The organism is Curtobacterium sp. YR515, assembly GCF_900113095.1.
Lineage (GTDB): Bacteria > Actinomycetota > Actinomycetes > Actinomycetales > Microbacteriaceae > Curtobacterium.
In genome coordinates this window covers 380,236-403,257 of sequence record NZ_FOOD01000001.1, presented here as the reverse complement: position 1 = coordinate 403,257, position 23,022 = coordinate 380,236, and the positions used below count along the sequence as shown (strand labels likewise).

Sequence of the window (23,022 nt, the reverse complement as noted above, 5' to 3'; positions counted from 1 at the left end):
GATCCGACCCGTGGCGCTCGACCTCCCCGACTTCCCCTGGGACCAGCTCGTCCCGTTCAAGCAGCAGGCCGCGGCGGTCGAGGGCGGCATCGTCGACCTCAGCGTCGGCTCGCCCGTCGACCCGACGCCCGCCGTCGTCCGCACGGCGCTGGCCGAGGCGACCGACGCGCACGCCTACCCGCAGGTCGCCGGCACCCCGGCCCTGCGCGAGGCGATCGCGGACTGGTACGGCCGGCGCCAGGGCGTGACCCTCACGCCGGACCAGGTCCTCCCGACCATCGGGTCGAAGGAGTTCATCGCCGGGCTCGCGCTCTGGCTCGGCATCGGCCGCGGCGACACGGTGGTGTTCCCGGCCGCGGCGTACCCGACGTACGAGCTCGGTGCGGCCCTGGTCGGCGCCGACGCCCTCGCGTCGGACGACCCGGCCGCCTGGCCGTCCACCACGAAGCTCGTCTGGCTGAACTCCCCGGGCAACCCCGACGGCCGCGTCCTGTCGATCGACGAGCTGCGCGCCGCGGTCGAGCGGGCGCGGGAGCTCGGCGCCGTCATCGTCGGCGACGAGTGCTACGCCGAACTCGGGTGGGAACCGCCGTACGACACCGCACCGACCCCGACGATCCTCGACCCCCGGGTCGTGGGCGACTCGGTGGACGGGGTGCTCAGCGTCTACTCGCTCTCGAAGCAGTCGAACCTCGCCGGCTACCGGGCGGCCTTCGTCGCCGGTGACGCGCGGGTCCTCGCCGAGGTGCTCGCGGTCCGCAAGCACACGGGCATGATGCCGCCGCTCCCGGTGCAGGAAGCGATGATCGTCGCCCTCGCCGACGAGTCCCACGTGCAGGCGCAGAAGGCGCTCTACCGCGCCCGACGGAACATGCTCCGACGGGCACTCGAAGGCGCCGGCTTCCGGGTCGACCACAGCGAGGCGGGCCTGTACCTCTGGGCCACCCGCGGCGAAGCGGCGCTCGACACCGTCGCCTGGCTGGCCGAGCGCGGGATCCTCGTCGCACCGGGGACCTTCTACGGTGCAGCGGGTGCCGAGCACGTGCGTGTGGCGCTCACGGCGACCGACGAGCGCATCGCCGCAGCCGCGCAGCGACTGGCGAGCGGGCGTCGTCTGGCGTCCGCCTGAGCCTTTCGCGCTCGGCGCAATCCGTGGTTCCCACCAAGTCCTGAGGCTCGATGTGTGCACGACCGACAGTGGGCGCGATTAGGCTGTCACCGTGACTGACACTGCCAATGACGCTCAGAAGACGGCCACACCGCCCACCACGCCCGTCCCCGTGAGTCCCGCCGCCGAGCAGACCGCGGCGACCGCGACGCTGACGTACCCGGGCGGCACGGCGGAGTTCCCGATCCTGCCGAGCGTCGACGGTGCGTCCACCATCGACATCTCGACGTTCAAGAAGCAGACCGGGATGAACACGCTCGACTACGGGTTCGTGAACACCGGGTCGACGAAGAGCGCCATCACCTACATCGACGGTGACCAGGGCATCCTGCGGTACCGCGGCTACCCGATCGACCAGGTCGCGTCGAACCTGACCTTCCTCGAGGTCGCCTGGCTCCTCATCTACGGCGAGCTGCCGACGCCCGCCGAGCTCGAGTCCTTCGACGCCCGGATCCGCCGCCACACGCTGCTGCACGAGGACCTCCGTCGTCTGTTCGACGCCCTGCCGCACTCGGCGCACCCGATGTCCGTCCTCTCCAGCGCCGTCAGCGCCCTGTCGACCTACTACGAGGACGACATGGACGTCGACGACCCCGAGAAGGTCGAGCTCCAGACCGTCCGGCTCCTCGCGAAGCTGCCGGTGATCGCCGCGTACGCGCACAAGAAGTCCATCGGGCAGGCGTTCCTCTACCCGGACAACTCGCTGTCCTTCGTCGACAACTTCCTGCGCCTGAACTTCGGCACGATGGCCGAGACCTACCAGCCGAACCCGGTGCTGTCGAAGGCGCTCGAGCGGCTCCTGATCCTGCACGAGGACCACGAGCAGAACGCCTCCACCGCCACGGTCCGGATGGTCGGGTCGACGAAGGCGAACATGTTCGCCTCGATCTCCGCCGGCATCAACGCGCTGTACGGTCCGCTGCACGGCGGTGCGAACGAGGCCGTGCTCGAGATGCTCCAGCAGATCAAGGACTCGGGCGAGCCGGTGACCCGCTTCGTCGAGCGGGTGAAGAACAAGGAGCGCGGCGTGAAGCTCATGGGCTTCGGGCACCGCGTCTACAAGAACTACGACCCGCGGGCGAAGCTCGTGAAGGAGTCGGCGCACGAGGTGCTCGAGGCGCTGGGCGTGCAGGACGACCTGCTCGACATCGCCATGGAGCTCGAGGGCATCGCGCTCGAGGACGAGTACTTCGTCAGCCGGAAGCTCTACCCGAACGTCGACTTCTACACGGGCATCATCTACAAGGCGATGGGCTTCCCGCCGCGGATGTTCACGGTCCTCTTCGCCATCGGGCGTCTGCCCGGGTGGATCGCGCAGTGGCGCGAGCTCAACAACGACCCGCTGAACAAGATCGGGCGCCCGCAGCAGCTCTACGTCGGGCACCCGGAGCGCGACCTGCCCGCACGCTGACGCGCCGCGCAGCCACGCGCGGGCGCGGCGGTGGACGGTACGGATCGACCGACGGGAGGCACGGTGCGGGCTGGCACCGTGCCTCCCGTCCGTCGCACGGTCGGCTCCGCCGCGTGCCCGCCCGCGCCGCTCAGGCGCCGGACGAGCGCGCCGCCCAGGCGGTGACGAGATCGAGCGCCCGGTCCGAGTCCGATGACCCCGGCCGGTTGAGGAAGGCGTGGCGCGCTGCCGGGAGCACGTGCCGTTCGACCGCGACCCCGGCGCCGCGCAGCTCGTCGGCGAACCGGTCGCCCGAGGCCCGCATCGTGTCGTGCTCGGCGTCCACCATGAGCGTGCGGGGGAAGCCGGAGAGGTCCTCGCCGCCGGGGAACGCGGTGGCGGTGTCACCCGCGCGGCCGACGTGGTTCCGGTTCGCCCGGTCGAGCAGTGCCGGGTGGTGCGTGAGCCGCCGGTGCCCGCGGACCGATCGGAGGACTGCCGCGTCGCGCGGGGTGCGGGCGTGGAAGAACCCGTACGCGAGGACGAGTCCGTCCGGCCGTGCGGCGTCCGGCAGCGTCCGGGTCACGGCTGCTGCGAGGCACGCGCCGGCACTCGCCCCGCCGAGGAAGACGGGACCGTCGGTCTCGCCGCGGACGACCTCGAGCACGGCGCGGACCTCGTCGTTCGGCACCGGGTGGCGGCGTCGCCCCCGGGTTCCTCGGCGTCCGACGACGGGCAACCCGGGCAGGGGAGCGAGGCGGTACCCGACCGTGACGACGTCGAGCCCGCGGTCGGCGAGGGTGCCGGCGACGACGTGCGCTTCCGGCAGGTCGAGGCTGCCGCGGAAGAACCCACCCCCGTGCAACCACACGAGCGTCGTGGCCGACGTCGTGCCCCGGCGTGCGGCGTACCGGCGGACCGGCACCGGGCCGTGCGGTCCGTCGACCGTTCCCCCCACGGACGGACCGCCTACGCGTGCAGCGCGGTGTTGAGCTGGATGCCCTGCCCCTGGCGCTGCAGTGCCTCCACCGCGCCGGAGACCGAGTTGCGGCGGAACAGGATGTTGGGCGTGCCGGAGAGCTCGGCGGCCTTGACCGTCTTCGGGGTGCCGTCCGGGTTCGGGGCCGCGCCGACGACGACGACCTTCGTGCCGGCCGTCACGTACAGCCCGGCCTCGACCACGGAGTCGTCGCCGAGCGAGATGCCGAGACCGGCGTTCGCACCGAGCAGCGCGCGCTCGCCGAGGGAGACGCGGTGGGTGCCGCCGCCGGACAGCGTGCCCATGATGGAGGCACCGCCGCCGATGTCCGTGCCGTTCCCGACGACGACGCCCTGCGAGACACGGCCCTCGATCATCGCGTCGCCGAGGGTGCCGGCGTTGAAGTTCACGAAGCCCTCGTGCATCACCGTCGTGCCGGGAGCGAGGTGGGCGCCGAGCCGGACCCGGTTCGCGTCGGCGATGCGCACGCGGTCGGGCACGACGTAGTCGACCAGCCGGGGGAACTTGTCGATCGCGTGCACGGCGATCCCGGCGCGCTGCAGGCCGGGGCGGAGGCGGGTCAGGTCGTCGGGGTGCACCGGGCCCGCGTTCGTCCACGCGACGATCGGCAGGTGGGCGAAGACACCGTCGAGGTTGACCTCGTTCGGCGCCACGTGCAGGTGACTGAGGAGGTGCAGGCGGAGGTACGCGTCCGGCGTGCTCGCGGGTGCGGCGTCGATCGTGACCTCGGTCGTGACCGCCTCGATCGTGACACCGCGGCGCGGGTCGTCGCCGACGTGTGCGCGCAGGTCGGCGGGGAACACGGCGTCGGCGGGCAGTGTGCCGACGAACGTCTCCGGGTACCAGGTGTCGAGCGTCGTGCCGTCGGCGGCGATCGTCGCGAGGCCGTGGCCCCAGGCGTGGGTCGGGCGGGCGGTGGCAGCGGTCGTGTCGGTCACCGGACCAGGGTACCCAGCGAGGGGAGGGGGCCACCCGTCCGTCCGGACGGCTCCGCCGGGCTGCAAGGGTCGGCCGGTAGGCTTCCCGCATGCCGGAGCCGCTCGACCTCACCGCCTCGTCCATCGACATCACCCGTGCCATCTGCGACATCGAGTCGGTGTCCGGTGACGAAGGGCCGCTCGCCGACGCGATCGAGGCCGCCCTGACGCCGCTGCCCCACCTCGAGGTGATCCGCGACGGCGACGCGATCGTGGCACGGACGAACCTCGGTCGTGACCGCCGCGTGGTCATCGCGGGGCACATCGACACCGTGCCGCTCAACGGCAACCTGCCGACCGAGTTCCGGACGGCCGAGGACGGCACCGAGATCCTCTGGGGCCGCGGCACGGTGGACATGAAGGCAGGTTGCGCGGTCCAGCTCAAGCTCGCGTACGACCTCGCCGAGCCGAACGTCGACGTCACCTGGGTCTTCTACGACCACGAAGAGGTGAGCGACGCGCTGAACGGCCTCGGGCGCCTGGCACGGACGCGTCCCGAGCTCCTCGCAGGCGACTTCGCGATCCTCGGCGAGCCCTCCGGCGCGCAGATCGAGGGCGGGTGCAACGGCAACCTCCGGGCCGAGGTCCGCGCCTCCGGCAAGCGCTCGCACAGCGCCCGGAGCTGGATCGGCGACAACGCGATCCACAAGGCCGCGCCGATCCTGGCCACGCTCGCCGCCTACGAGCCGCGCACGGTCACGGTCGACGGGCTCGACTACCGCGAGGGCCTCAACGCCGTCGGCATCACGGGCGGCATCGCCGGCAACGTCATCCCCGACGAGGTCATGGTGCACGTCAACTACCGCTTCGCCCCGTCGCGCAGCGCGGACGAGGCCGTCGCCCACATCCGCGAGCTCTTCGACGGCTACGACGTGCAGATCGTCGACCTCGCCGCCGGTGCCCGCCCCGGACTCGACGCCCCGATGGCGCAGGACTTCGTGGCCGCCGTCGGCGGTCCCGCGCCCCGCCCGAAGTACGGGTGGACCGACGTCGCACGCTTCTCGGCGCTCGGCGTCCCCGCGGTCAACTACGGACCCGGCGAGCCGGTCTTCGCCCACCACGACGACGAGCAGGTCCCCGTCGACCAGATCACCGCGGTCGAGCACGGTCTGCGTCGGTGGCTGACGGCCTGACCACGGCCGGGTCCACCCGGCTGAGCCCTGCCCGCGCCCGGTGGCACGCCCGCTACCGGGTCGTGCCGTGGTGGCTGCGGATCACGGTCGTGTACGTGCTCGCGCGGATCGTCACGGGCACGATGCTCGCCGCGTTCGCGAGCGTGCAGGCGGCGAACTCGTTCACGGTGCAGCACCCCGGCCTGCTGTCGTTCTCGTCGATCTGGGACGGCGCCTGGTACCGGGTGATCGCCGCGTCCGGGTACCCCTCGACGCTGCCGATCGACGCCACGGGACACGTGACCGAGAACGCGTGGGCGTTCATGCCCGCCTACCCCTTCCTGGTGCGGGGCCTGATGGCGCTGACGGGCGCGTCCTTCGAGTTCGTCGCCGTGTCCGTCTCGCTCCTGTTCGGCTGGGGAGCGGCGCTCGTGTTCCGGCGGCTGATGGGTCGGTTCCTCGACCCGGCTCGGGCGACCTTCGCGACCGTGCTGTTCTGCGTCGCACCCGTCTCGGCGATGTTCCAGGTCGCGTACGCCGAGTCGATGGGCCTGTTCCTGCTCCTCGTCGCGTTGCTGCTGATGGTGGACCGCCGCTGGTGGTCGATGCTCCCGGTCGTCCTGCTGCTCGGCATGACCCGGCCGACCGGGCTGGCCTTCGCGCTGCTGATCGTGCTGTTCCTCGCCGCGTGGTTCGTCCGCCCGTCGTGGGTCCGCGCGTCGTCGCCGCTCACCGTGCAGCGGTTCGTCCCACCCGCGGTGGTCGCGGTCGTGTCCGGGATCGTCGGGCTGGCGTGGCCGGCGATCGCCTGGGCGGTGACCGGGGTGCCCCGGGCGTACACGGACACCGAACTGGCGTGGCGGTCGTCGTACATCGGGTGGCGGGAACTCGTCCCGTTCGCGCCGTGGGTGCAGGGCTTCGGGTGGTGGTTCGGGCAGCCGGCCGGCGCGATCCTGCTCGCCGTCGTGGTGGTCGGGTTCGCCGCGTTCGTGGCCCTGCCGGCCGCGCGGCGGATCGGGCTCGAGCTGCGGCTCTGGGGCGTCGCCTACCTGGTGTACCTGCTGGCCGTGTTCTTCCCGCAGTCGAGCACCTGGCGCATCCTGCTGCCGATCGCCCCGCTGCTCGGGATCGTCGCGCTGCCGCGGTCACGGGTGTACCGGGTGGCGGTCGTGGTGGTCTGCATCGCGCTGCAGTGGGTGTGGATGTACTACTGCTGGTGGATCGACGGCTACGACTGGACCCCGCCGTGATCGACGTCGGCCTCGCGGTCCTCGGCGCCCCGCGCCACCGCCTCGGGGTCGGCTGACGCCGCCGCATGGATCATCGCGTTCGCGGTCGCGATGAACGGCACCGCGAAGAACGCCCCGACGACGCCGGCGATCGTCGTGCCCGCGGTGACGCCGAGCACGACACCGAGCGGGTGCACGCGCACGGCCGACCCGGTGAGGAACGGGTGCAGGACGTGGCTCTCGAGCTGCTGCACGGCGATCACGATGCCGAGCATGACCAGCGCGGGCACCCAGCCGTTGAACACGAGCGCGACGAGCACCGCGACGACGCCCGCGACGATCGCGCCGACGACCGGCACGAAGGCGCCGAAGAACACGATGACGCCGATCGGGATCGCGAGCGGCACCTGCAGCGCGAGGGCGCCGATCACGATGCCGAGCGCGTCCGTCACCGCGACGACGAGCTGGACGCGGATGAAGCTCGTCAGGGTCTTCCAGCCGGCGTGCCCGGCGACGTCGATGCGACCGCGCGCCCGGCGGGGGAAGAGCCGCACCACCCACGACCAGATGCGCGGGCCGTCGACGAGCACGAAGATCGTCGTGAACACCACGATGAAGAGGCCCTCGAGCAGGTGCACGAGCCCGCTCCCGGCCTCGGCCGCACCCGAGGCGATCGACGACGCGTGGGTCTGCAGGAACTTCGTGCCGTCGGACAGCCACTTCGTGACCTGCGACGCCGTGATGCCGAACGGCTCGGTGGCCAACAGGCTCTGCAGCGACTGCACGTTGTGGTCGAGACGGTGCTCGAGCGACGGCAGGTCGTACCGGATCTGCGCCGTGACGACCAGCGCGAGGACGCCGATCACGATCACGACGGCGAGGAAGCACGACAGCACCGCGAGCCACTTCGGCCAGCGGTGGCGCTGCAGGAACAGCGAGAACGGCGCGAGCAGGGCGCACACGATGAGGCCGATCAGGAACGGCACCACGATGTCCTGCAGCAGGACCACGAGTGCCACGACGACGGCGAGGGCGGCGACGACGACGAGCATCCGCCACGAGAACGCCCCCGCGACGCGCACGCCGACGGGGACGGCCTCGACGGCGGGGTCGAGCGGTTGACGGCGTTTGGAGCGGATGTACGGCACACGCCAAGGTGACCACTCGGAACCGCGAGAACGTCGCGATCCACGACCCCCAACCTGGGCGGTTTCGCAGTTCCCCCATCGATACGAGATAATGGGGGTGCATGTACTGCACGAAAGGGGACATCTGATGGCAGCCATGAAGCCGAGGACCGGTGACGGGCCGATGGAGGCTGTTAAGGAGGGTCGACTCATCATCGTGCGGGTTCCGCTCGAAGGTGGAGGCCGCCTGGTCGTCTCGGTCAACGATGCCGAGGCCAAGGAACTCCACGACGCACTCGCCGAGGTCGTCTCGGCCTAGTACGTCGACGCACCAGAACGGAGGGCCCGGAGCGCGTACGCTCCGGGCCCTCCGTCCGCCCGCCCTCCGTCCGTCCCGCCCGGCGCCGATGTCGGCGTGGCACGGCAGGATGGGCTCCGTGCCGAGGACCCACCTGCCGATCCGTCGCGTCGAGGAGTACTGCGACCCCGACCCGATGCCCCGCGACGTCTGGCCCGCCACACTCGCCCCCGTCCGGCAGCTCCTCGACGAGGGCCTCGACCTCGACCCCGTGACGGTGTTCGTCGGGGAGAACGGCGTCGGCAAGTCCACCATCGTCGAGGCCATCGCGCTGCAGTTCGGCATGGGGCCGGAGGGCGGCGGCACCGGATCGCAGCACTCGACCCGCGCCTCCGAGTCCGACCTGTGCGAACACATCGCCGTCCGCCGCGACTTCGGGGCGCCCCGCGGCGGGTTCTTCCTCCGGGCGGAGACCATGCACGGGTTCTTCACCTACCTCGAGGAACACCCGAACCTGTCCCGGCCCGAGCCGGTCTTCCACGAGCGCAGCCACGGCGAGTCCTTCCTCGACTTCGTGATCGACCGTGCGCGGTGGCCCGGGTTGTGGATCCTCGACGAACCCGAGTCCGCGCTGTCGTTCTCCGGCTGCCTGGCGCTCATCGGCCTGCTGCAGTCGATCGTCGAGAGCGGTGTCGGGCAGGTGCTCATGTCGACGCACTCACCGGTGCTCGCAGCCTTCCCCGGCGCGACGATCCACGAGGTCGGCGAGTGGGGCCTGCGGCGCACGGAGTGGGCCGACCTCGACCTCGTCCGGCACCAGCGGTCGTTCCTCGAGTCCCCGGAGCGCTACCTGCGCCACCTCGGGCACGACGACTCCGACCGAGACGACACCGACTAAGCGGAGACCTTCGTCATCTGCAGCAGTCCGTCTCCGGCGGGGGAGAGCGCGCTGATGACCGCACCCGACGTCGACACCTCGGTGAGCAGCAGCCGGAAGTCGGTCGTCGCCCTGTCACGCTTCACCGGGTCGGCCACCCGGCCCCGCCAGAGCGCGTGCGGCACGAGGACGGTCCCGCCGAGCCGAGCGAGCCGCAGTCCGTGCTCCACGTACTCGATGACGTGCTCCGGGTCGGCGTCGACGAGGACGATGTCGTACGAGGCCTCGTTCATGCGCGGCAGCACCTGGTTCGCCCGACCCGGGATGAGTCGGATCCGGGCGGGGGCGGTGCCCGCGGCGATGTACGCGTCACGGGCGTACTGCTGGTGGTCGACCTCGATGTCGATCGTGGTGAGCGTGGCGGACGGTGCGCCGCCGAGCAGGTACAGCCCGGACACCCCCAGGCCGGTGCCGATCTCGATCATGCTCGTGGCGCGCGAGGCGGCCGCGACGACCCCGATCTGTGCGCCGATGGCGGGGGAGATCGCCTCGACCCCGAGTTCGAGGGAGTGCTCCCTGGCTCGGGCGATCACCTCGGACTCCGAGACGATGTCCTCGGCGAACTTCCAGTTCGACTCTTTCTCTGACACGCACACTCCGTTCGGGTGACAACTCTACGGGTGCTCCGGGGTGTGGACGGGTTACGCTCGTACCGTGTTCGACGGCTTCGAGAAGTTCCTGGTGATCGGGATCATCGGCGTCCTCCTGCTCGGTCCGCAGCGACTCCCGCAGTACGCCCAGAAGCTCGCCGAGTTCGTCAAGGCCGTCCGTCGCTTCGCCGACACCGCGAAGGACCGGATGCGCGACGAGATGGGCCCCGAGTTCGACGAGGTCGACTGGCAGAAGCTCGACCCGCGGCAGTACGACCCGCGCCGGATCATCCGTGATGCGCTGCTCGACTCCGGCAGCAGCGCCGCTGCGGTGCAGACCGCGCAGGTGACCGCGTCGAAGGTGCGCGCGACGGCACCCGTGGTGCCGCTCGCCGTCGGCGAGGCCGCACCGTTCGACGCCGAAGCGACCTGACGCGACGTCACGTGAGCCGATGACGGACTGGAGGCGCGGTGCCAGCTGGCACCGCGCCTCCAGTCCGTTGACGGTGGCGACTACTGCAGGTCGGCCAGGAAGCGGTCCGTCCACGCGAGGGCCGGAGCGCTCGGGACGGAGCTGCAGGTGGACATCGCCGTCGTCGAGGAGCACGGGGTGTCACGGTCGAGGGACCAGTAGTGGACCCCGGCGAGCCCGTTCGCCTTCGCGTAGGCGGACAGCGTGTCGACGTCGGCGAGGGTGAAGACCTCGTCGGAGGCGTCGTTCACGCCGATCATCGGGGTGACCTCGATCTTCGACGGTGCGATGCCGTACGTGTGCTCGAGGTTCGTGACGGCCTGGATCGAGGACTTGCCCATCTCGCAGGTCGATCCGGACAGGACGCAGTTCGCGGTCGTCGCGCGGCCGAAGTCCATCGTCATGAGGTTGACGGTGTAGTTCGTCAGGCTCGATGCCTTGATGGCCTTGACCGTGGCGTCACCGGTGCTGTTGAGGCCGCCGAAGCTCCCGTCGCTGGCGGCCAGGGTCGCGAGGGTGAACGAGAACCGCATCCCCGGGTACTTCGACTGCGCGAGCGCTGCGGCGTTGACGAGGTTCTGCACGTCGGCGGCGGACTGCCCGCTCTCGATGTCGAAGTCGACGCCGATCATGTGCGGGGTGGCGTACCGGGCGATGAAGCTCTGCAGCGCGGTGCCCGAACACTTGAACGAGCCCGCCGCACCGCCGGTGCTCACGATGTAGTTCACGCCCGCGGCGTCGAGCTTCGGGATGTTGGCGCTCGCGAACGCGTCCGCAGCGACACCGCCCCAGTTCTCGCTGCCGCAGGTGCCGGTGGCGAACGCGAGGGTGATCGCCTTGAGGCCCGGCTCCCGGGTGGACACCAGGCTGTTGCTCGACCCGACGACCGGGATGCGCGTGCCGGTGACGGCGGTGTTCATCACGTTCGTGTTCCAGTCGAGGTTCACGGTGACGTCCTTGTAGGGGCTGAAGACCAGGCCCTTCGCCGTCCCGCCGCTGCCGCCGGTGCCCGGGGTGGTGGTGCCGCCGCCGGGGTTGGTCGTACCGCCGCCGCCGGTGCCGGCGCAGGCTCCCGTGGACGTCCAGGGCTGGCCGCTGCCGGTCGCGCCGGAGTGGGTCGCGGGGTCGTCGCCCTGCGTCCACCAGTTCGCGGTGTAGTTCGTGCCGCTCTCGCTCACCGTCGCGCCGCCGCTGTAGGCGGTGCCCGCGCTCCACGCGGTGGCGCACGCCGGTGTGGCCGCCATGGCCGGTGCTGCTGCGACGGACCCGCCCGCCAGTGCAGCCGCGAGGGCCGCGACGAGTCCGATCCTGAGTCTGGTCCTGCTGTTCACACGGTTCTCCTGTCCTCGGTCCGGCGGCGTTGCCGGACACGGGTGGAGCCCCTGCGGACCCGATTCCGCAGGAGCATTGTGGAATACCCCTGCATATTGCTCCGCGGTGGAACGACCTGTCCATGAAAGGACGTACAGGCAGCGTCGATCGGCTGGCGGATCAGTCCTTCGACGCGACGATCGTGAAGGTCGTGGGGAGGCGGTCGCGGTCCTCGCCGGGCCACTCCCACGAGCCGTCCCCGGTGTCGACCATGCGCGGGCTGAACCGCCACGGCAGCGTCCGACCCTCGTCGAGTCGGCGCAGCCGGAGCCCGGCGCCGAGCAGGGCGTTCACGATCTCCGACAGCGGGTGCGGCCACTCGTAGGTGCGGGTGTTCGACACCGTGCCGTCGCCCGCGTAGGTGCCGGCGTCGTCCCACTGCTGGGCGGAGCCGTCCGCGAAGTACCGGTAGCGGGTGACGAGCCCGTCGGCGTCCTCGTCGAGCGCGTACAGCGCGGGGTGGCCGTCGCGGATGAAGAACACGCCGCCCGGTCGCAGGAGTGCTGCGACCTGGGCGGCCCACCGGTCGAGGTCGTCGAGCCAGCAGATCGTCCCGATGCTCGTGTAGACGACGTCGAAGTCGCCCACCACCGCGGCCCGGGCGTCGAGGACGTCCGTCTCGACCCAGGTCACGTCGAGGCCGAGGCGCGCCGACAGCCCGGCGGCCGAGGCGAGCGCCGCGGGGGAGAAGTCGACGCCGGTGACGCGGGCTCCCTCACGCGCGAGCGAGACCGTGTCCGTGCCGATGTGGCACTGCAGGTGGCAGAGGTCGAGGCCGGCGACGGAGCCGTCTCGCAGCCACGGTCGCAGTGCGGGCAGGTCGTCGCGGATGACGGTCGAGCGGTGGTCCGGGTCGGTCAGGGCGTCGATCTCGTAGGCGCCCTCGTGGATGGGCACCCGGTCGTCCCAGTTCGCGCGGTTGGTGTCGCGGGCCTGCTCCCAGTCGACGCTGACGTGATCAGTGCTCATGCACTCGACCCTACGACAGCGACAGCCCGAGCTTCCGGCCCGACAGGCCCCGTCCCATCGTGCCGATGCGGTCCGCGATCGCCGCCAGCGCCACCGCTGCCGGGTCCTCGGGAGCGCCGAGCACCACCGGGACGCCGGCGTCGCCGCCCTCGCGGAGCGGCACGGACAACGGCACGCTGCCGAGCACCGGGACGGCGGTGTCCTGGTCGCGGGAGAGCCGGCGGGCGGTCTCGGCGCCACCGCCCTCGCCGAAGAGGTGCAGCACGGACCCGTCGGGCTGCACGAGGCCCGCCATGTTCTCGACGACGCCGATCACCCGCTGCCCGGTCTGACGGGCGACGATCCCGCTCCGTTCGGCCACGTCGGCAGCGGCCGCCTGGGGCGTGGTGACGACCAGGACCTCGGCGTGGGGGAGCAGCTGGCCGACCGAGATCGCCACGTCACCGGTACCGGGCGGCAGGTCGAGCAGGAGCACGTCGAGGTCGCCGAAGTACACGTCGGTGAGGAACTGCGAGACGGTGCGGTGCAGCATCGGACCGCGCCAGGACACCGCGGTCGAGACGTCGTCCACGAACATGCCGATCGAGACGATCTTCACGTCGTGCGCGACGGGCGGCAGGATCATGCTGTCGACCCGGGTCGGGCGAGGGGCCACGCCCGCGGCGTCGGTGAGCCCCATCAGCCCGGGGACGCTGAAGCCGTGCACGTCGACGTCCACGATGCCCACGCGCTGCCCGCGGGCCGCGAGGGCGGCGGCGAGGTTCACGGTGACCGTCGACTTGCCGACGCCGCCCTTGCCGCTCGTCACCGCGATCACCCGGGTGAGCGAGTCCGGGGTGAACTGCACGCCCCGGGGTCTCCCCGCGCGGAGTCGTTCGGTGAGCGCGGCACGCGTCGCCGGGGCCATCACGGACACGTCGACCGCCACGCTCGAGACGCCGTCCACGGAACCGGCGGCCGCACGCACGTCGCGCTCGATGGTGTCGGCGGCCGGGCACCCGACGATCGTGAGCTGCAGGTCGACGCGCACCGCGCCTCCTGGCTGCACGTCGACACCACGGATCATGTCGAGCTCCGTGACGGGCCGGCGGATCTCGGGGTCGATCACGCGGCCGAGCGCGGCGAGGACCGCGCTGCCCAGCTGCTCGTCCGACCGGCCGCCGTCAGCCACGGGCCGTCGTGCCGGACTCGTCGGCGAAGCCGGCGTCCTCGGCGTCGCGCCGGTCGAGTTCCTCGAGCAGCGAGCGGATCTCGGCGCGGATGAAGTCCTTCGACGCCATGTCCCGCATCGCCAGGCGGAGCGCCACGACCTCGCGGGCGAGGTACTCGGTGTCGGCGAGGTTCCGCTCGGCGCGCTGCCGGTCCTGCTCGAACTGCACACGGTCGCGGTCGTCCTGCCGGTTCTGGGCGAGCAGGATGAGCGGTGCCGCGTACGACGCCTGCAGGGACAGCACGAGCGTCAGGGCCGTGAAGCCGATCGCCGCGGAGTCGAACTGCCAGGGCTTCGGGGCGAGCGTGTTGTAGCCCATCCAGACGACGCAGAACAGGGTCAGGCCGACGAGGAACCAGGGCGTTCCCATCGCACGCGCGATGCCCTCGGTCGCGCGACCGAAGGCGTCACCGCGACCTCGGCGCCGGGTCGGCAGGACGCGGGTGCGCATGCCCTTGGGGGAGTCGAGTCGAGCATCGGTCCGCTCGCGATCGCGGCGGTTGTCATCCGTTCGGGCCACGGGTGGTCCTCCTTCCCGTCGTCACGGGCGTCCTGCGTGGGCGTTGGCGCGGAAGCGGTGAGGGTTCCCCCTCGCCCTGACTTCGCCAGTCGTCCGGCAGGACGTGGTCGAGGACATCGTCGATCGTCACCACCCCGACGAGACGGTGGGCATCGTCGACCACGGGGACGGACAGCAGGTTGTAGGTCGCCATGATGCGCGTGACCTCGGCCGCGCTCGCGTCGACGCGGACCGGGTCGGTCTGCTGGTCGATGAGCGTGCCGAGTCGTTCGTTCGGCGGGTAGCGGAGCATCCGCTGGAAGTGCACGAGGCCGAGGAACCGGCCGGTCGGCGGCTCGTACGGCGGCAGCGTCACGCAGACGGCGGCGCCGAGCACCGGCGCGAGTTCGTGGCGGCGGACGAGCGCGAGCCCCTCGGCGACGGTGGCGTCGGCGGAGACGATCACCGGCTCGGTCGTCATGAGACCACCGGCGGTGTCGGGCTCGTACTCGAGGAGCATGCGGACGTCCTGCGCCTCTTCCGGCTCCATGAGCTGGAGGAGGGCCTCGCTGCGCTCGTCGGAGAACTGGGCGAGGACGTCGGCCGCGTCGTCCGGCTGCATGTGGTCGAGCACGTCGGCCGCACGGGAGTCGACGAGCCGGGTGAGGATCTCGATCCGCTGCTGGTCGGGCATCTCCTCGAGCACGTCGGCGAGCCGGTCGTCGGGGAGTTCCTCGGCGACCTCGAACCGCCGTTCCTCGGGCAGGTCGAGCAGCGTCGACGCCAGGTCGGCCGGCAGCAGGTCGGAGTAGGCGGCGATCACGTGTTCGGCGGACTGGGCCTCGCCGGGCAGCTCGTCCTCGGTGACCTCGTTCCAGGTCGCGAACGTCGTCGGGCCCTTGCCGAACGGGGAGGGCGTGGTCTTCGGCTTGCGGAGGAAGAGCTGCGACACCTCCCAGTCGCCCTGCCCGCGGTCCTCGATCGCGACGTCCTCGATGGTGGCGCGGATGCGCTCCTTCTTGATGAGGACCTTGCGGCCGAGCATCTCCGCGATCACCCGGACCTCGCCACCGCGCTGCTCGAAGCGGCGCATGTTCACGAGGCCGGTCGTGATGACCTGCCCGGCACCGATCGAGGTGATGCGGCCGATGCTCACGAAGATCCGGCGCTTGCCCGGGACCTCGACGATCAGACCGACGACGTGCGGCGGATCGGCCCGGCGGTACACCACCAGGACGTCTCGGACGCGGCCGACGCGGTCTCCCGCGGGGTCGAAGACGGAGCACCCGGCGAGGCGGGCGACGAAGACCTTCGTGGCGCTCACCCGACCCAGCGTAGTCGGTGCGTCTGGCCGGATCCGCCGTGGCGGTCGGCGGCTTCCCTGAGAGTGCACGTGCGATTGCAAGGTGTGCGGTGAATGATGGCTGTGTGAGCAATCAGAGCCCGTTCGGCGGCCGGACCGCCCAGGCCTTCCCGACGCTGCCCAAGGGCGACGTCCTCGGCACCTACGACAGCTACCCCGACGCCCAGCGCGTGGTGGCGAAGCTCGCCGAGGCCGACTTCCCGGTCAACCAGCTCTCGATCGTCGGCAACGACCTCAAGACCGTCGAGCGCGTCACCGGCAAGATGACGTACGGCCGTGCGGCGATCGCCGGCGCGCTGTCCGGCCTCTGGCTCGGCATCTTCTTCGGCATCGTGCTGACGCTCTTCTCGCCGAGTGCCGGTGGCCTCATCCTCGCCGCCGCCATCATCGGTGCGGCGTTCGGCATGCTCTACGGCATCGTCTCGTTCGCGATCACGAAGCGGCAGCGGGACTTCACGAGCGTGCACCAGGTCCTCGCGACGAACTACCAGATCGTCGTCGAGCCGCAGCTCGTGGGCCAGGCCCGTCGCATCCTCGGTGAGGCCGGGCTCGCCCCCACCACGCACTGGAACCCCGGGACGCCGGGTGCACCGGGACCGCAGAGCGGCCCGGGGGCCGGGTTCCAGGGGCAGCCGCCGCAGCAGCCGTGGCGTCCGGGGCCCGGGGCCGGCTCCGGTGCTCCCGGCTCCGGCGGGCAGTCGGCCGGGTCCGGCGGCGGGTGGGGCGCCGGTCAGCAGGGATCGCCGTACGGTGGGCACGCCACACCGCACCACCAGCCAGGAGGCGCGCAGCAGCCCGGCACGCCGCCCTCCGGCGCGCAGACGGGGACGCCGCGCTACGGCACGAACGAGGGGCCGCGCTACGGGGAGACCCCGGCGACCGCTCCCGCGCCGGCAGCACCCGCGTCCGCACAGCAGCCGCGTGCGGAGGAGCCGCCGCGCTACGGGGAGCGGGTGACCGGGGCGACGCCGCCGGCGCCGAGCTCCGCCGAGTCCGCGGAGTCCGCGCCCCCGAAGGACGACGAGTCACGCTGAGTCGCCGGCGGCCGCCGAGCTCCGGGGCCGGGATCGGGGCCGGGGTCGAAGCTGGGGGCGAGGCCGGGGCCGAGGTCGCACGACGCGCCGCTCACGTCCGCCGAGGTCTCACGAACGGCCGCTCCCCGTCGCGGGGAGCGGCCGTTCCCGCGACCTCGGCGGCGTCCGTCCCGGCGCCCGCGGGTCCTCGAGCGGGCGGGACACGCCGCGCGCAGGTCGTCGAGCGGGCGGGACACGCCGCGCGCGGGCCGTCGAGCGGGCGGGACACGCCGCGCGCGGGTCGTCGAGCGGGCGGGAACGGCCGCCGAGGCGCTGCGAGCGGGACGTACTTCGCCCGCTCGGGGCCCGGGCTAGAGGACCTTCGAGTAGCAGATCGAGGTCGGCACCCCGACGTACGGCCCGAAGTTCGCGATGCGCGTGAACCCCTCGCGCTCGTAGAACCCGATCGCACGCTTCTGCTCGTTCCCGGTCTCCAGCACGAGCGCCGGCGACCCGAGGTCGAGCGCAGCGTCCTCCAACCGACGCAGCAGCGCCGCCGCGACACCGGCACCCCGGGACTCCGGCCGGACGTACATCCGCTTGATCTCGGTGATGCCGTCCTGCACGACCCGCAGCCCGCCGCAGCCGAGCGGCGTACCGTCGTCGTCCCGCGCGAGGAAGAACACCGCGATGGAGTCCGCCGTCGGCTTGTCGCCGGGTTCGGTGTCGCCGCCGTACGCACGGTCGATCTCCAGGCGCTGGGCGGCGCGGAGCCGCTGGGCGTCGGGGGAGTCGAAGTGCTCGACGTCGATCGAGAACGCGCTCTCGCTGGGGCTGGGGGAGACCTCCGGTGTCGTCACCCGCTCAGGCTAGCGGCCGGAGCGGGCGATCCACCCCTCCACTTCCGAGGGGGTCCGGGGGATGCCGACGGACAGGTTCTCGGCGCCGTCCTCGGTCACGAGGATGTCGTCCTCGATGCGGACGCCGATGCCGCGGAACTCCTCGGGCACGGTGAGGTCGTCCTGCTGGAAGTACAGGCCGGGCTCGATCGTGAAGACCATGCCGGCCTGCACGGTGCCGTCGATGTACATCTCACGCCGGGCCTTCGCGCAGTCGTGCACGTCGAGGCCGAGGTGGTGGCTCGTGCCGTGCACCATGTAGCGACGGTGGAACTGGTTGTCCTGCTGGAGCGATTCCTCGGCGCTGCCGGGCAGGAAGCCCCACTCGGCGGTCTTGCGGGCGATGACCTCCATCGCGGTGGCGTGCACCTGACGGAAGGTGATGCCGGGCTTCACGATGGCGAAGGCCGCGTCCGCCGCTTCGAGCACGGCTTCGTACACGAGGCGCTGCACGTCGGTGAAGGTGCCGCTCACCGGGAGCGTGCGGGTGATGTCGGCCGTGTAGAACGAGTCGACCTCGACCCCGGCGTCGATGAGGATCAGGTCGCCCGGCTCGACGGCGCCGTCGTTGCGGGTCCAGTGCAGGATGCAGGCGTGGTGGCCGGAGGCGGCGATCGTGTCGTAGCCCACGGTGTTGCCGTCGGCACGGGCACGGCGGTTGAACGTGCCCTCGACGATGCGCTCGCCGCGGGGGTGCGTCAAGACCGCGTCGAAGTCGGCGATGACGTCGTCGAACCCGGCCTTGGTCGCGTTCACGGCCTTGCGGAGCTCGTTGACCTCGTACGCGTCCTTCACGAGGCGCAGCTCGGAGAGGTCGCGGGCGAGGGCGTCGTCCGTCGCGGGCACGCCGTCGGCCTCGGGCGCGCCACCGACGGCGCTGCCGATCCGGTCGTCGAGCCCACGGGTGAGGTCGGTGTCGGCGTCGCGCACGACGAGGGCCGAGGCGTCGAGCCCGGCGCGCACGGCGTCGAACGCGCCGAGGTCGGCCGTCGCGAGACCGAGGTCCGCCGAGACCTCGTCCAGCGAGGGGCGCGGGCCGACCCAGAACTCCCCGATCTCGGGGTTGGCGTAGAACTCCTCGGAGTCGCGGCCGGCGGTCGCGCGGAAGTACAGCGTGGCGTCGTGCCCGGAGCCGTTCGGCGTCATGACGAGCACGGAGCCGACGACGGTGTCGGTGCCCCAGCCGGTCAGGTGCGCGAACGCGGAGTGCGGGCGGAACGGGTAGTCGCAGTCGTTCGACCGCACCTTGGCCTGGCCGGCCGGTACGACGATCGTCCGGCCCGGGTGCAGCTCGGAGAGCTTCGCGCGGCGTTCGGCAGCGAAGGCGGCCTGCTCGCGGGGCTCGGGCAGCGGACGGTCACGATCGGCCCACTGCGAGCCGATGTAGTCCTTGAACGTCGAGGATCCGGGGGTGGTGGAACGGTTGCTCGTCGCGCGGGGCGTGGTGTCGGACATGCACCCATCATCGCACCGCCCGTCGCTCCGCGGCCTGTGCGCCCGCTCACCTGTGGATAGCATTGTCGACGTGCCCGATCCGTTCATCGACCTGCACGCGCACTCGAGCGTCTCCGACGGCACCGAGCGACCCGCGGACCTCGTCCGGGCGGCAGCAGCCGCCGGACTGGACGCCGTCGCGCTGACGGACCACGACACGACCGCGGGGTGGGACGAGGCCACGGCGACCGTCCGCGACCTGCCGGTCACGCTCCTCCCGGGTCTCGAACTGAGCACCCGCGTCGGCTACCGCAGCGTGCACGTGCTCGGCTACCTGGTCGACCCCGCCGACCCGGCGCTCGTCGCCGAGACCGAACGGATCCGCGACGGACGCCTCGCGCGGGCCCGCCGGATGGTCGACCGCATCGGCCGCGACCACCCGATCACCTGGGACGACGTGCTCGCGCAGTCCCGCGACGGAGCCACGATCGGCCGCCCGCACATCGCCGACGCCCTCGTCGCCCGCGGGCTCGAGGCCGACCGCAGCGCGGCGTTCCGGGGGATCCTGCACCCGGCCTCCGGGTACTACGAGCCGCACGAGGCGCCGTCCCCGCTCCGGGGCGTCGAGCTCATCCGACAGGCCGGCGGCGTGCCCGTCATCGCCCATCCCGCCGCGTCGTCGCGGGGGATCGTGATCGACGAGCCGATGCTCCGCGAGCTGGTCGAGGCCGGGCTCGGTGGGCTCGAGGTCGACCACCGCGAGAACCTCGCGCACGGCAAGCGCACCCTGCTCGACTGGGCGACGCGGTACGGCCTGTTCGTGACCGGGTCGAGCGACTACCACGGCACGGGCAAGCCGAACCGGCTGGGCGAGCACCGCACGGCGTTGGCGACGTTCGACGCCATCCGCTCCGAGGCGACCGGCAGCGCGCCCGTCGTCGGCGTCGGCTCCCGCCTGGCCTGACCAGCGCGGCCGCTCCGGCGGGTGGGGACGACGAAGGGCCCGTCGCGTCGGCGACGGACCCTTCGGTGACGGCCTGGAGGCGCTACTCGCCGTCCGACGACCCCTGCGGCGCCGAGGCGGTCGCCTCGGACGAGCCGCTGCCGCTCCCGCGGCGGCGACGCCGACGACGACGCTTCGCGGCGCCGTCCGTCGAACCGTCGGCCGGTGCGCCCTCGGCACCACCGGACTGGGCCGGGGACTCGGCGTCCGCAGGCTGCGAGGCGGACCGTGCCGCGCCTCCCGAGCCGTTGCCGGAACCGGATGCCGAACCCGAGCCGGACCGCGTCCGGGTGCGGGGCGGACGCGAGCCGCTGCGCGGACGGTCGCCGGACTGCTTCTCGGCGGGGCCGCCGGCCGATGCCGCGTGCGCCGAAGCGCCGGGCAGACGGCCCTTGGTGCCGGCGGGGATGTCGAGTTCCTCGAAGAGGTGCGGCGACGACGAGTAGGTCTCGACGGGCTCGGGGATGCCGAACTCGAGCGCCTTGTCGATCAGCGTCCACTTGTGCAGGTCGTCCCAGTCGACGAACGTGACCGCGATGCCGGTCTTGCCCGCACGGCCGGTGCGCCCGGCACGGTGCAGGTAGGTGTCCGGGTCGTCCGGGATGGTGTGGTTGATCACGTGCGTGACGTCGTCCACGTCGATGCCACGGGCCGCGACGTCGGTGGCGATCAGCACGTCACGCTTGCCGGCCTTGAAGGCGGCCATGGCACGCTCGCGCTGCTCCTGGTTGAGGTCGCCGTGCACCGCTGCGGCGTTGAACCCGCGGTCCTTGAGCTCCTCGACGAGCTTCGCGGCCGCGCGCTTCGTGCGCGTGAAGATCACGGTCTTGCCGCGCCCCTCGGCCTGCAGGATGCGGGCGATGACCTCGTCCTTGTCGAGCGAGTGCGCGCGGTAGATGAGGTGCTTGATGTTCGCCTGCATCAGACCCTCGTCGGGGTCGGTCGCGCGGATGTGCACCGGGCGGCTCATGAAGCGGCGGGCGAGCGCCACGATCGGCGCGGGCATCGTCGCCGAGAACAGCATCGTGTGCCGCACCTCGGGGATGGCCTGGAAGATGCGCTCGATGTCCGACAGGAACCCGAGGTCGAGCATGCGGTCGGCCTCGTCGAGGACGACCTCCTGCACGTGCGACAGGTCGAGCAGGCGCTGGCGCTGCAGGTCGATCAGGCGCCCGGGGGTGCCGACGACGATCTGGGCGCCGGCCTTGAGCTGCTCGATCTGCCCCTCGTACGCCTTGCCGCCGTAGATCGCCGCGATGGTCGTCGGGCGGTTCGAGGTGGCGAGCTCGAGGTCCTCGGTCACCTGGACCGCGAGTTCGCGGGTCGGCACGACGACGAGGGCCTTGACGCCGGGCGCCGGGTCGGCTCCGAGGCGCTGGATGAGGGGGAGGCCGAAGCCGAAGGTCTTGCCCGTACCCGTCTTGGCCTGGCCGATGATGTCCTGGCCGGTGAGGGCGAGCGGGATCGTCTGCTGCTGGATCGGGAAGGGCTCGAGGATGCCGTTCGTCGCGAGCGCGTCGACGATGTCCTGCTCGATGGAGAGGTCTGCGAAAGTCAAAGAATCACCTTAGTTCTGGTGGAAGTCCCGACCAGTCTACCGGCGGGTCGGGCTCGGTTCTCCAGGCCCCTATGCTGGAGCCGTGGTGTCGTGGTGGAACCGGAAGCGCGCGGCTGAGCTCGCGTCCGCGTGGCTCGCGTCGCGGAACCCGCGGAACGCCTCGCCCGTGGAACGTCTGCAGCTCGACGACGTCAGCCCCGAGCTGGACGTCTACCTGGGCCAGGCGGCGTACCTCGAACTCTCGCTCTACGAGACGATGGGCCGCGCCGGGGCCGGTGCGCCGACCCTGTCCGGCCGGCTCGTCACCGGCGTGCTCGCGACGACGGCGCTCGAGCGGCACCGCGCCATCGTCGCCGAGATCGAACGGACCGGCGGTGACCCGGCTGCGCTGATGGCCCCCCACCGCGAGGCGATCGACCTGTTCCTCGAGCGCACGAGCGGCGCGGACTGGTACGAGTCGATGCTCACGGGCTACGTCACCGCGGGGATCCTCAACGACCTGTTCGGCTCGCTGCTCCGGTCGCTCCCGGCCGAGGTCCGGCAGCGCCTGAAGACCGTGTTCGACGCGCGTGAGGAAGCCGCCGTCGTCGAGGAACTCACCGAACGCATCGCCGAGGACCCGCAGGTCGGGTCGCGACTGGCGATGTGGGGGCGGCGGCTCGTCGGGGACACGTTGCTCGTGGCCCGGTCGGCGCTCGCATCGCACGCGCGTGAGGACCAGGAACGGCTCGAGCCGGTCTGGACCGAGCTCATCGCTGCGCACACGCGGCGGATGGACGCGCTCGGCCTGACGGCCTGACGGCCCCCGGGTCAGGCGCCGGAGGCCTTGACGCGCTCGTAGTACGCCGCGTCGGCAGCCGTACGGCGCTTGCCGAGGACCCACTCCGCGACGAGGGCGACCACACCGGCACCGACCAGGGCGACGACCCAGATCCAGGTCGCGTCGTACTGCCAGCCGGCCCAGGTCAGGGCCTCCCACAGCACCGCGGCGACGATGCCGCCGACCGCGGGGCCGAGCAGGGAACCACGGCTCGACCGCCAGGGCAGGACCACGTGCGCGACGGCCCCGAGGATCAGCCCGCCGAGGACCGCGAAGAGCAGCTCCACGTCAGGCGACGAAACCGATGCGACGGGACTCCTCCGCGCCGACCTCGACGTAGGCGAGGGACGCGACGGGGACGATGAACCGACGGCCCTTGTCGTCCTGCAGCGAGAGGTGCGTCGCCTTGTCGTCGAGCGCGGCCGCGACGGCCTTCTCGATCTCGTCGGCGGTCTGGGCGGTCTCGAACGCGATCTCGCGCGGGCTGTTGGTGATGCCGATCTTGATGTCCACGAGCACAGCGTATCCGAGCGGCCCCGACGGCCATCGGGCGTTCGCCGCAGGCGCACTGTCGGTCGCTGCG

At 71.9% G+C, this 23,022-nt stretch carries 24 protein-coding genes; 10 read left to right on the top strand and 14 right to left on the bottom strand.

The window, feature by feature from the left end:
- Window positions 1–10: 10 nt before the first annotated feature.
- Both dapC and BM028_RS01880 read left to right on the top strand, forming a co-directional pair.
- Entirely contained in the window at window positions 11–1,129 is a 1,119-nt protein-coding gene (gene dapC / locus BM028_RS01885) for a succinyldiaminopimelate transaminase (protein WP_092384214.1), read from the top strand.
- Between the two features lie 151 nt (window positions 1,130–1,280).
- Window positions 1,281–2,579 (top strand): citrate synthase, encoded by a 1,299-nt coding sequence (locus BM028_RS01880; RefSeq protein WP_083403225.1) that lies wholly within the window; start codon window positions 1,281–1,283, stop codon window positions 2,577–2,579.
- 130 nt (window positions 2,580–2,709) lie between these two features.
- On the opposite strand, the gene BM028_RS01875 is transcribed toward BM028_RS01880, so the two are convergent.
- Together BM028_RS01875 and dapD are read right to left on the bottom strand one after the other, a co-directional pair.
- Window positions 2,710–3,516 carry an alpha/beta hydrolase gene (locus BM028_RS01875; protein ID WP_092384212.1) on the bottom strand — a complete coding sequence of 269 codons (807 nt, stop codon included), beginning with the start codon at window positions 3,514–3,516 and terminating at the stop codon, window positions 2,710–2,712.
- A gap of 11 nt (window positions 3,517–3,527) precedes the next feature.
- On the bottom strand, window positions 3,528–4,496 hold the full coding sequence (gene dapD, locus BM028_RS01870; protein WP_092384210.1) for a 2,3,4,5-tetrahydropyridine-2,6-dicarboxylate N-succinyltransferase: 969 nt from the start codon (window positions 4,494–4,496) through the stop codon (window positions 3,528–3,530).
- 89 nt (window positions 4,497–4,585) lie between these two features.
- Here dapD and dapE point away from each other — a divergent pair, with 89 nt between their 5' ends.
- Window positions 4,586–5,668, top strand: coding sequence for a succinyl-diaminopimelate desuccinylase (dapE, locus tag BM028_RS01865; RefSeq protein WP_092384208.1), 1,083 nt, complete (start codon window positions 4,586–4,588; stop codon window positions 5,666–5,668).
- The gene (locus BM028_RS01860) at window positions 5,653–6,897 is read left to right on the top strand and encodes a hypothetical protein (RefSeq protein WP_092384206.1); all 1,245 of its coding nucleotides are present in this window, start codon (window positions 5,653–5,655) and stop codon (window positions 6,895–6,897) included. The genes dapE and BM028_RS01860 overlap by 16 nt, the downstream gene beginning before the upstream one ends.
- On the opposite strand, the gene BM028_RS01855 is transcribed toward BM028_RS01860, so the two are convergent.
- Complete coding sequence (locus BM028_RS01855) at window positions 6,876–8,024, bottom strand: AI-2E family transporter (RefSeq protein ID WP_070416699.1); 1,149 nt, start codon at window positions 8,022–8,024, stop codon at window positions 6,876–6,878. The two genes, BM028_RS01860 and BM028_RS01855, sit on opposite strands and share 22 nt — an antisense overlap.
- A gap of 127 nt (window positions 8,025–8,151) precedes the next feature.
- Between BM028_RS01855 and BM028_RS01850 the strand changes: the two genes are divergently transcribed.
- Entirely contained in the window at window positions 8,152–8,322 is a 171-nt protein-coding gene (locus BM028_RS01850; RefSeq protein ID WP_017887054.1) for a DUF3117 domain-containing protein, read from the top strand.
- 118 nt (window positions 8,323–8,440) lie between these two features.
- Window positions 8,441–9,199, top strand: a complete 759-nt coding sequence (locus BM028_RS01845) for an AAA family ATPase (RefSeq protein ID WP_092384902.1) — start codon at window positions 8,441–8,443, stop codon at window positions 9,197–9,199.
- Here the strand turns inward: BM028_RS01845 and BM028_RS01840 are convergent.
- The gene (locus tag BM028_RS01840; protein ID WP_070416696.1) at window positions 9,196–9,828 is read right to left on the bottom strand and encodes an O-methyltransferase; all 633 of its coding nucleotides are present in this window, start codon (window positions 9,826–9,828) and stop codon (window positions 9,196–9,198) included. The genes BM028_RS01845 and BM028_RS01840 overlap by 4 nt on opposite strands.
- A 64-nt stretch (window positions 9,829–9,892) precedes the next feature.
- Between BM028_RS01840 and BM028_RS01835 the strand changes: the two genes are divergently transcribed.
- On the top strand, window positions 9,893–10,261 hold the full coding sequence (locus tag BM028_RS01835) for a twin-arginine translocase TatA/TatE family subunit (RefSeq protein WP_070416695.1): 369 nt from the start codon (window positions 9,893–9,895) through the stop codon (window positions 10,259–10,261).
- An 80-nt stretch (window positions 10,262–10,341) separates the two neighbouring features.
- Here the strand turns inward: BM028_RS01835 and BM028_RS01830 are convergent, their stop codons facing one another.
- The 5 genes from BM028_RS01830 to BM028_RS01810 form a co-directional block, all read right to left on the bottom strand.
- Entirely contained in the window at window positions 10,342–11,631 is a 1,290-nt protein-coding gene (locus BM028_RS01830; protein ID WP_217647213.1) for a carbohydrate-binding protein, read from the bottom strand.
- Window positions 11,632–11,791: 160 nt separating this feature from the next.
- A complete protein-coding gene (locus BM028_RS01825; protein ID WP_092384202.1) occupies window positions 11,792–12,640 on the bottom strand; it encodes a class I SAM-dependent methyltransferase in 849 nt (282 codons plus the stop codon).
- Window positions 12,641–12,650: 10 nt separating this feature from the next.
- On the bottom strand, window positions 12,651–13,811 hold the full coding sequence (locus tag BM028_RS01820; protein WP_092384200.1) for an Mrp/NBP35 family ATP-binding protein: 1,161 nt from the start codon (window positions 13,809–13,811) through the stop codon (window positions 12,651–12,653).
- Window positions 13,804–14,370, bottom strand: coding sequence for a DUF1003 domain-containing protein (locus tag BM028_RS01815; protein WP_374115141.1), 567 nt, complete (start codon window positions 14,368–14,370; stop codon window positions 13,804–13,806). The genes BM028_RS01820 and BM028_RS01815 overlap by 8 nt, the downstream gene beginning before the upstream one ends.
- Window positions 14,354–15,673 carry a magnesium transporter MgtE N-terminal domain-containing protein gene (locus BM028_RS01810; protein WP_070416690.1) on the bottom strand — a complete coding sequence of 440 codons (1,320 nt, stop codon included), beginning with the start codon at window positions 15,671–15,673 and terminating at the stop codon, window positions 14,354–14,356. Before BM028_RS01810 ends, BM028_RS01815 begins: the two co-directional genes overlap by 17 nt.
- A gap of 104 nt (window positions 15,674–15,777) precedes the next feature.
- Between BM028_RS01810 and BM028_RS01805 the strand changes: the two genes are divergently transcribed.
- Entirely contained in the window at window positions 15,778–16,746 is a 969-nt protein-coding gene (locus tag BM028_RS01805; protein ID WP_092384198.1) for a general stress protein, read from the top strand.
- A 350-nt stretch (window positions 16,747–17,096) separates the two neighbouring features.
- Here BM028_RS01805 and BM028_RS01800 read toward each other — a convergent pair whose 3' ends face one another.
- Together BM028_RS01800 and BM028_RS01795 are read right to left on the bottom strand one after the other, a co-directional pair.
- A complete protein-coding gene (locus BM028_RS01800) occupies window positions 17,097–17,585 on the bottom strand; it encodes a GNAT family N-acetyltransferase (protein ID WP_092384196.1) in 489 nt (162 codons plus the stop codon).
- 9 nt (window positions 17,586–17,594) lie between these two features.
- Entirely contained in the window at window positions 17,595–19,079 is a 1,485-nt protein-coding gene (locus tag BM028_RS01795; RefSeq protein WP_092384194.1) for an aminopeptidase P family protein, read from the bottom strand.
- Window positions 19,080–19,149: 70 nt separating this feature from the next.
- On the opposite strand from BM028_RS01795, the gene BM028_RS01790 reads away from it, so the two are divergent.
- A complete protein-coding gene (locus BM028_RS01790; protein ID WP_092384192.1) occupies window positions 19,150–20,022 on the top strand; it encodes a PHP domain-containing protein in 873 nt (290 codons plus the stop codon).
- An 82-nt stretch (window positions 20,023–20,104) separates the two neighbouring features.
- Here BM028_RS01790 and BM028_RS01785 read toward each other — a convergent pair whose 3' ends face one another.
- Window positions 20,105–21,619 (bottom strand): DEAD/DEAH box helicase, encoded by a 1,515-nt coding sequence (locus BM028_RS01785; RefSeq protein WP_092384190.1) that lies wholly within the window; start codon window positions 21,617–21,619, stop codon window positions 20,105–20,107.
- Window positions 21,620–21,785: 166 nt separating this feature from the next.
- Here BM028_RS01785 and BM028_RS01780 point away from each other — a divergent pair, with 166 nt between their 5' ends.
- Window positions 21,786–22,418 (top strand): ferritin-like fold-containing protein, encoded by a 633-nt coding sequence (locus BM028_RS01780; RefSeq protein ID WP_254789355.1) that lies wholly within the window; start codon window positions 21,786–21,788, stop codon window positions 22,416–22,418.
- An 11-nt stretch (window positions 22,419–22,429) separates the two neighbouring features.
- Here BM028_RS01780 and BM028_RS01775 read toward each other — a convergent pair whose 3' ends face one another.
- Both BM028_RS01775 and BM028_RS01770 read right to left on the bottom strand, forming a co-directional pair.
- Entirely contained in the window at window positions 22,430–22,726 is a 297-nt protein-coding gene (locus tag BM028_RS01775; protein WP_070416685.1) for a hypothetical protein, read from the bottom strand.
- Window position 22,727: 1 nt separating this feature from the next.
- Complete coding sequence (locus BM028_RS01770) at window positions 22,728–22,952, bottom strand: DUF3107 domain-containing protein (protein ID WP_070419176.1); 225 nt, start codon at window positions 22,950–22,952, stop codon at window positions 22,728–22,730.
- Between the last annotated feature and the right edge of the window lie 70 nt (window positions 22,953–23,022).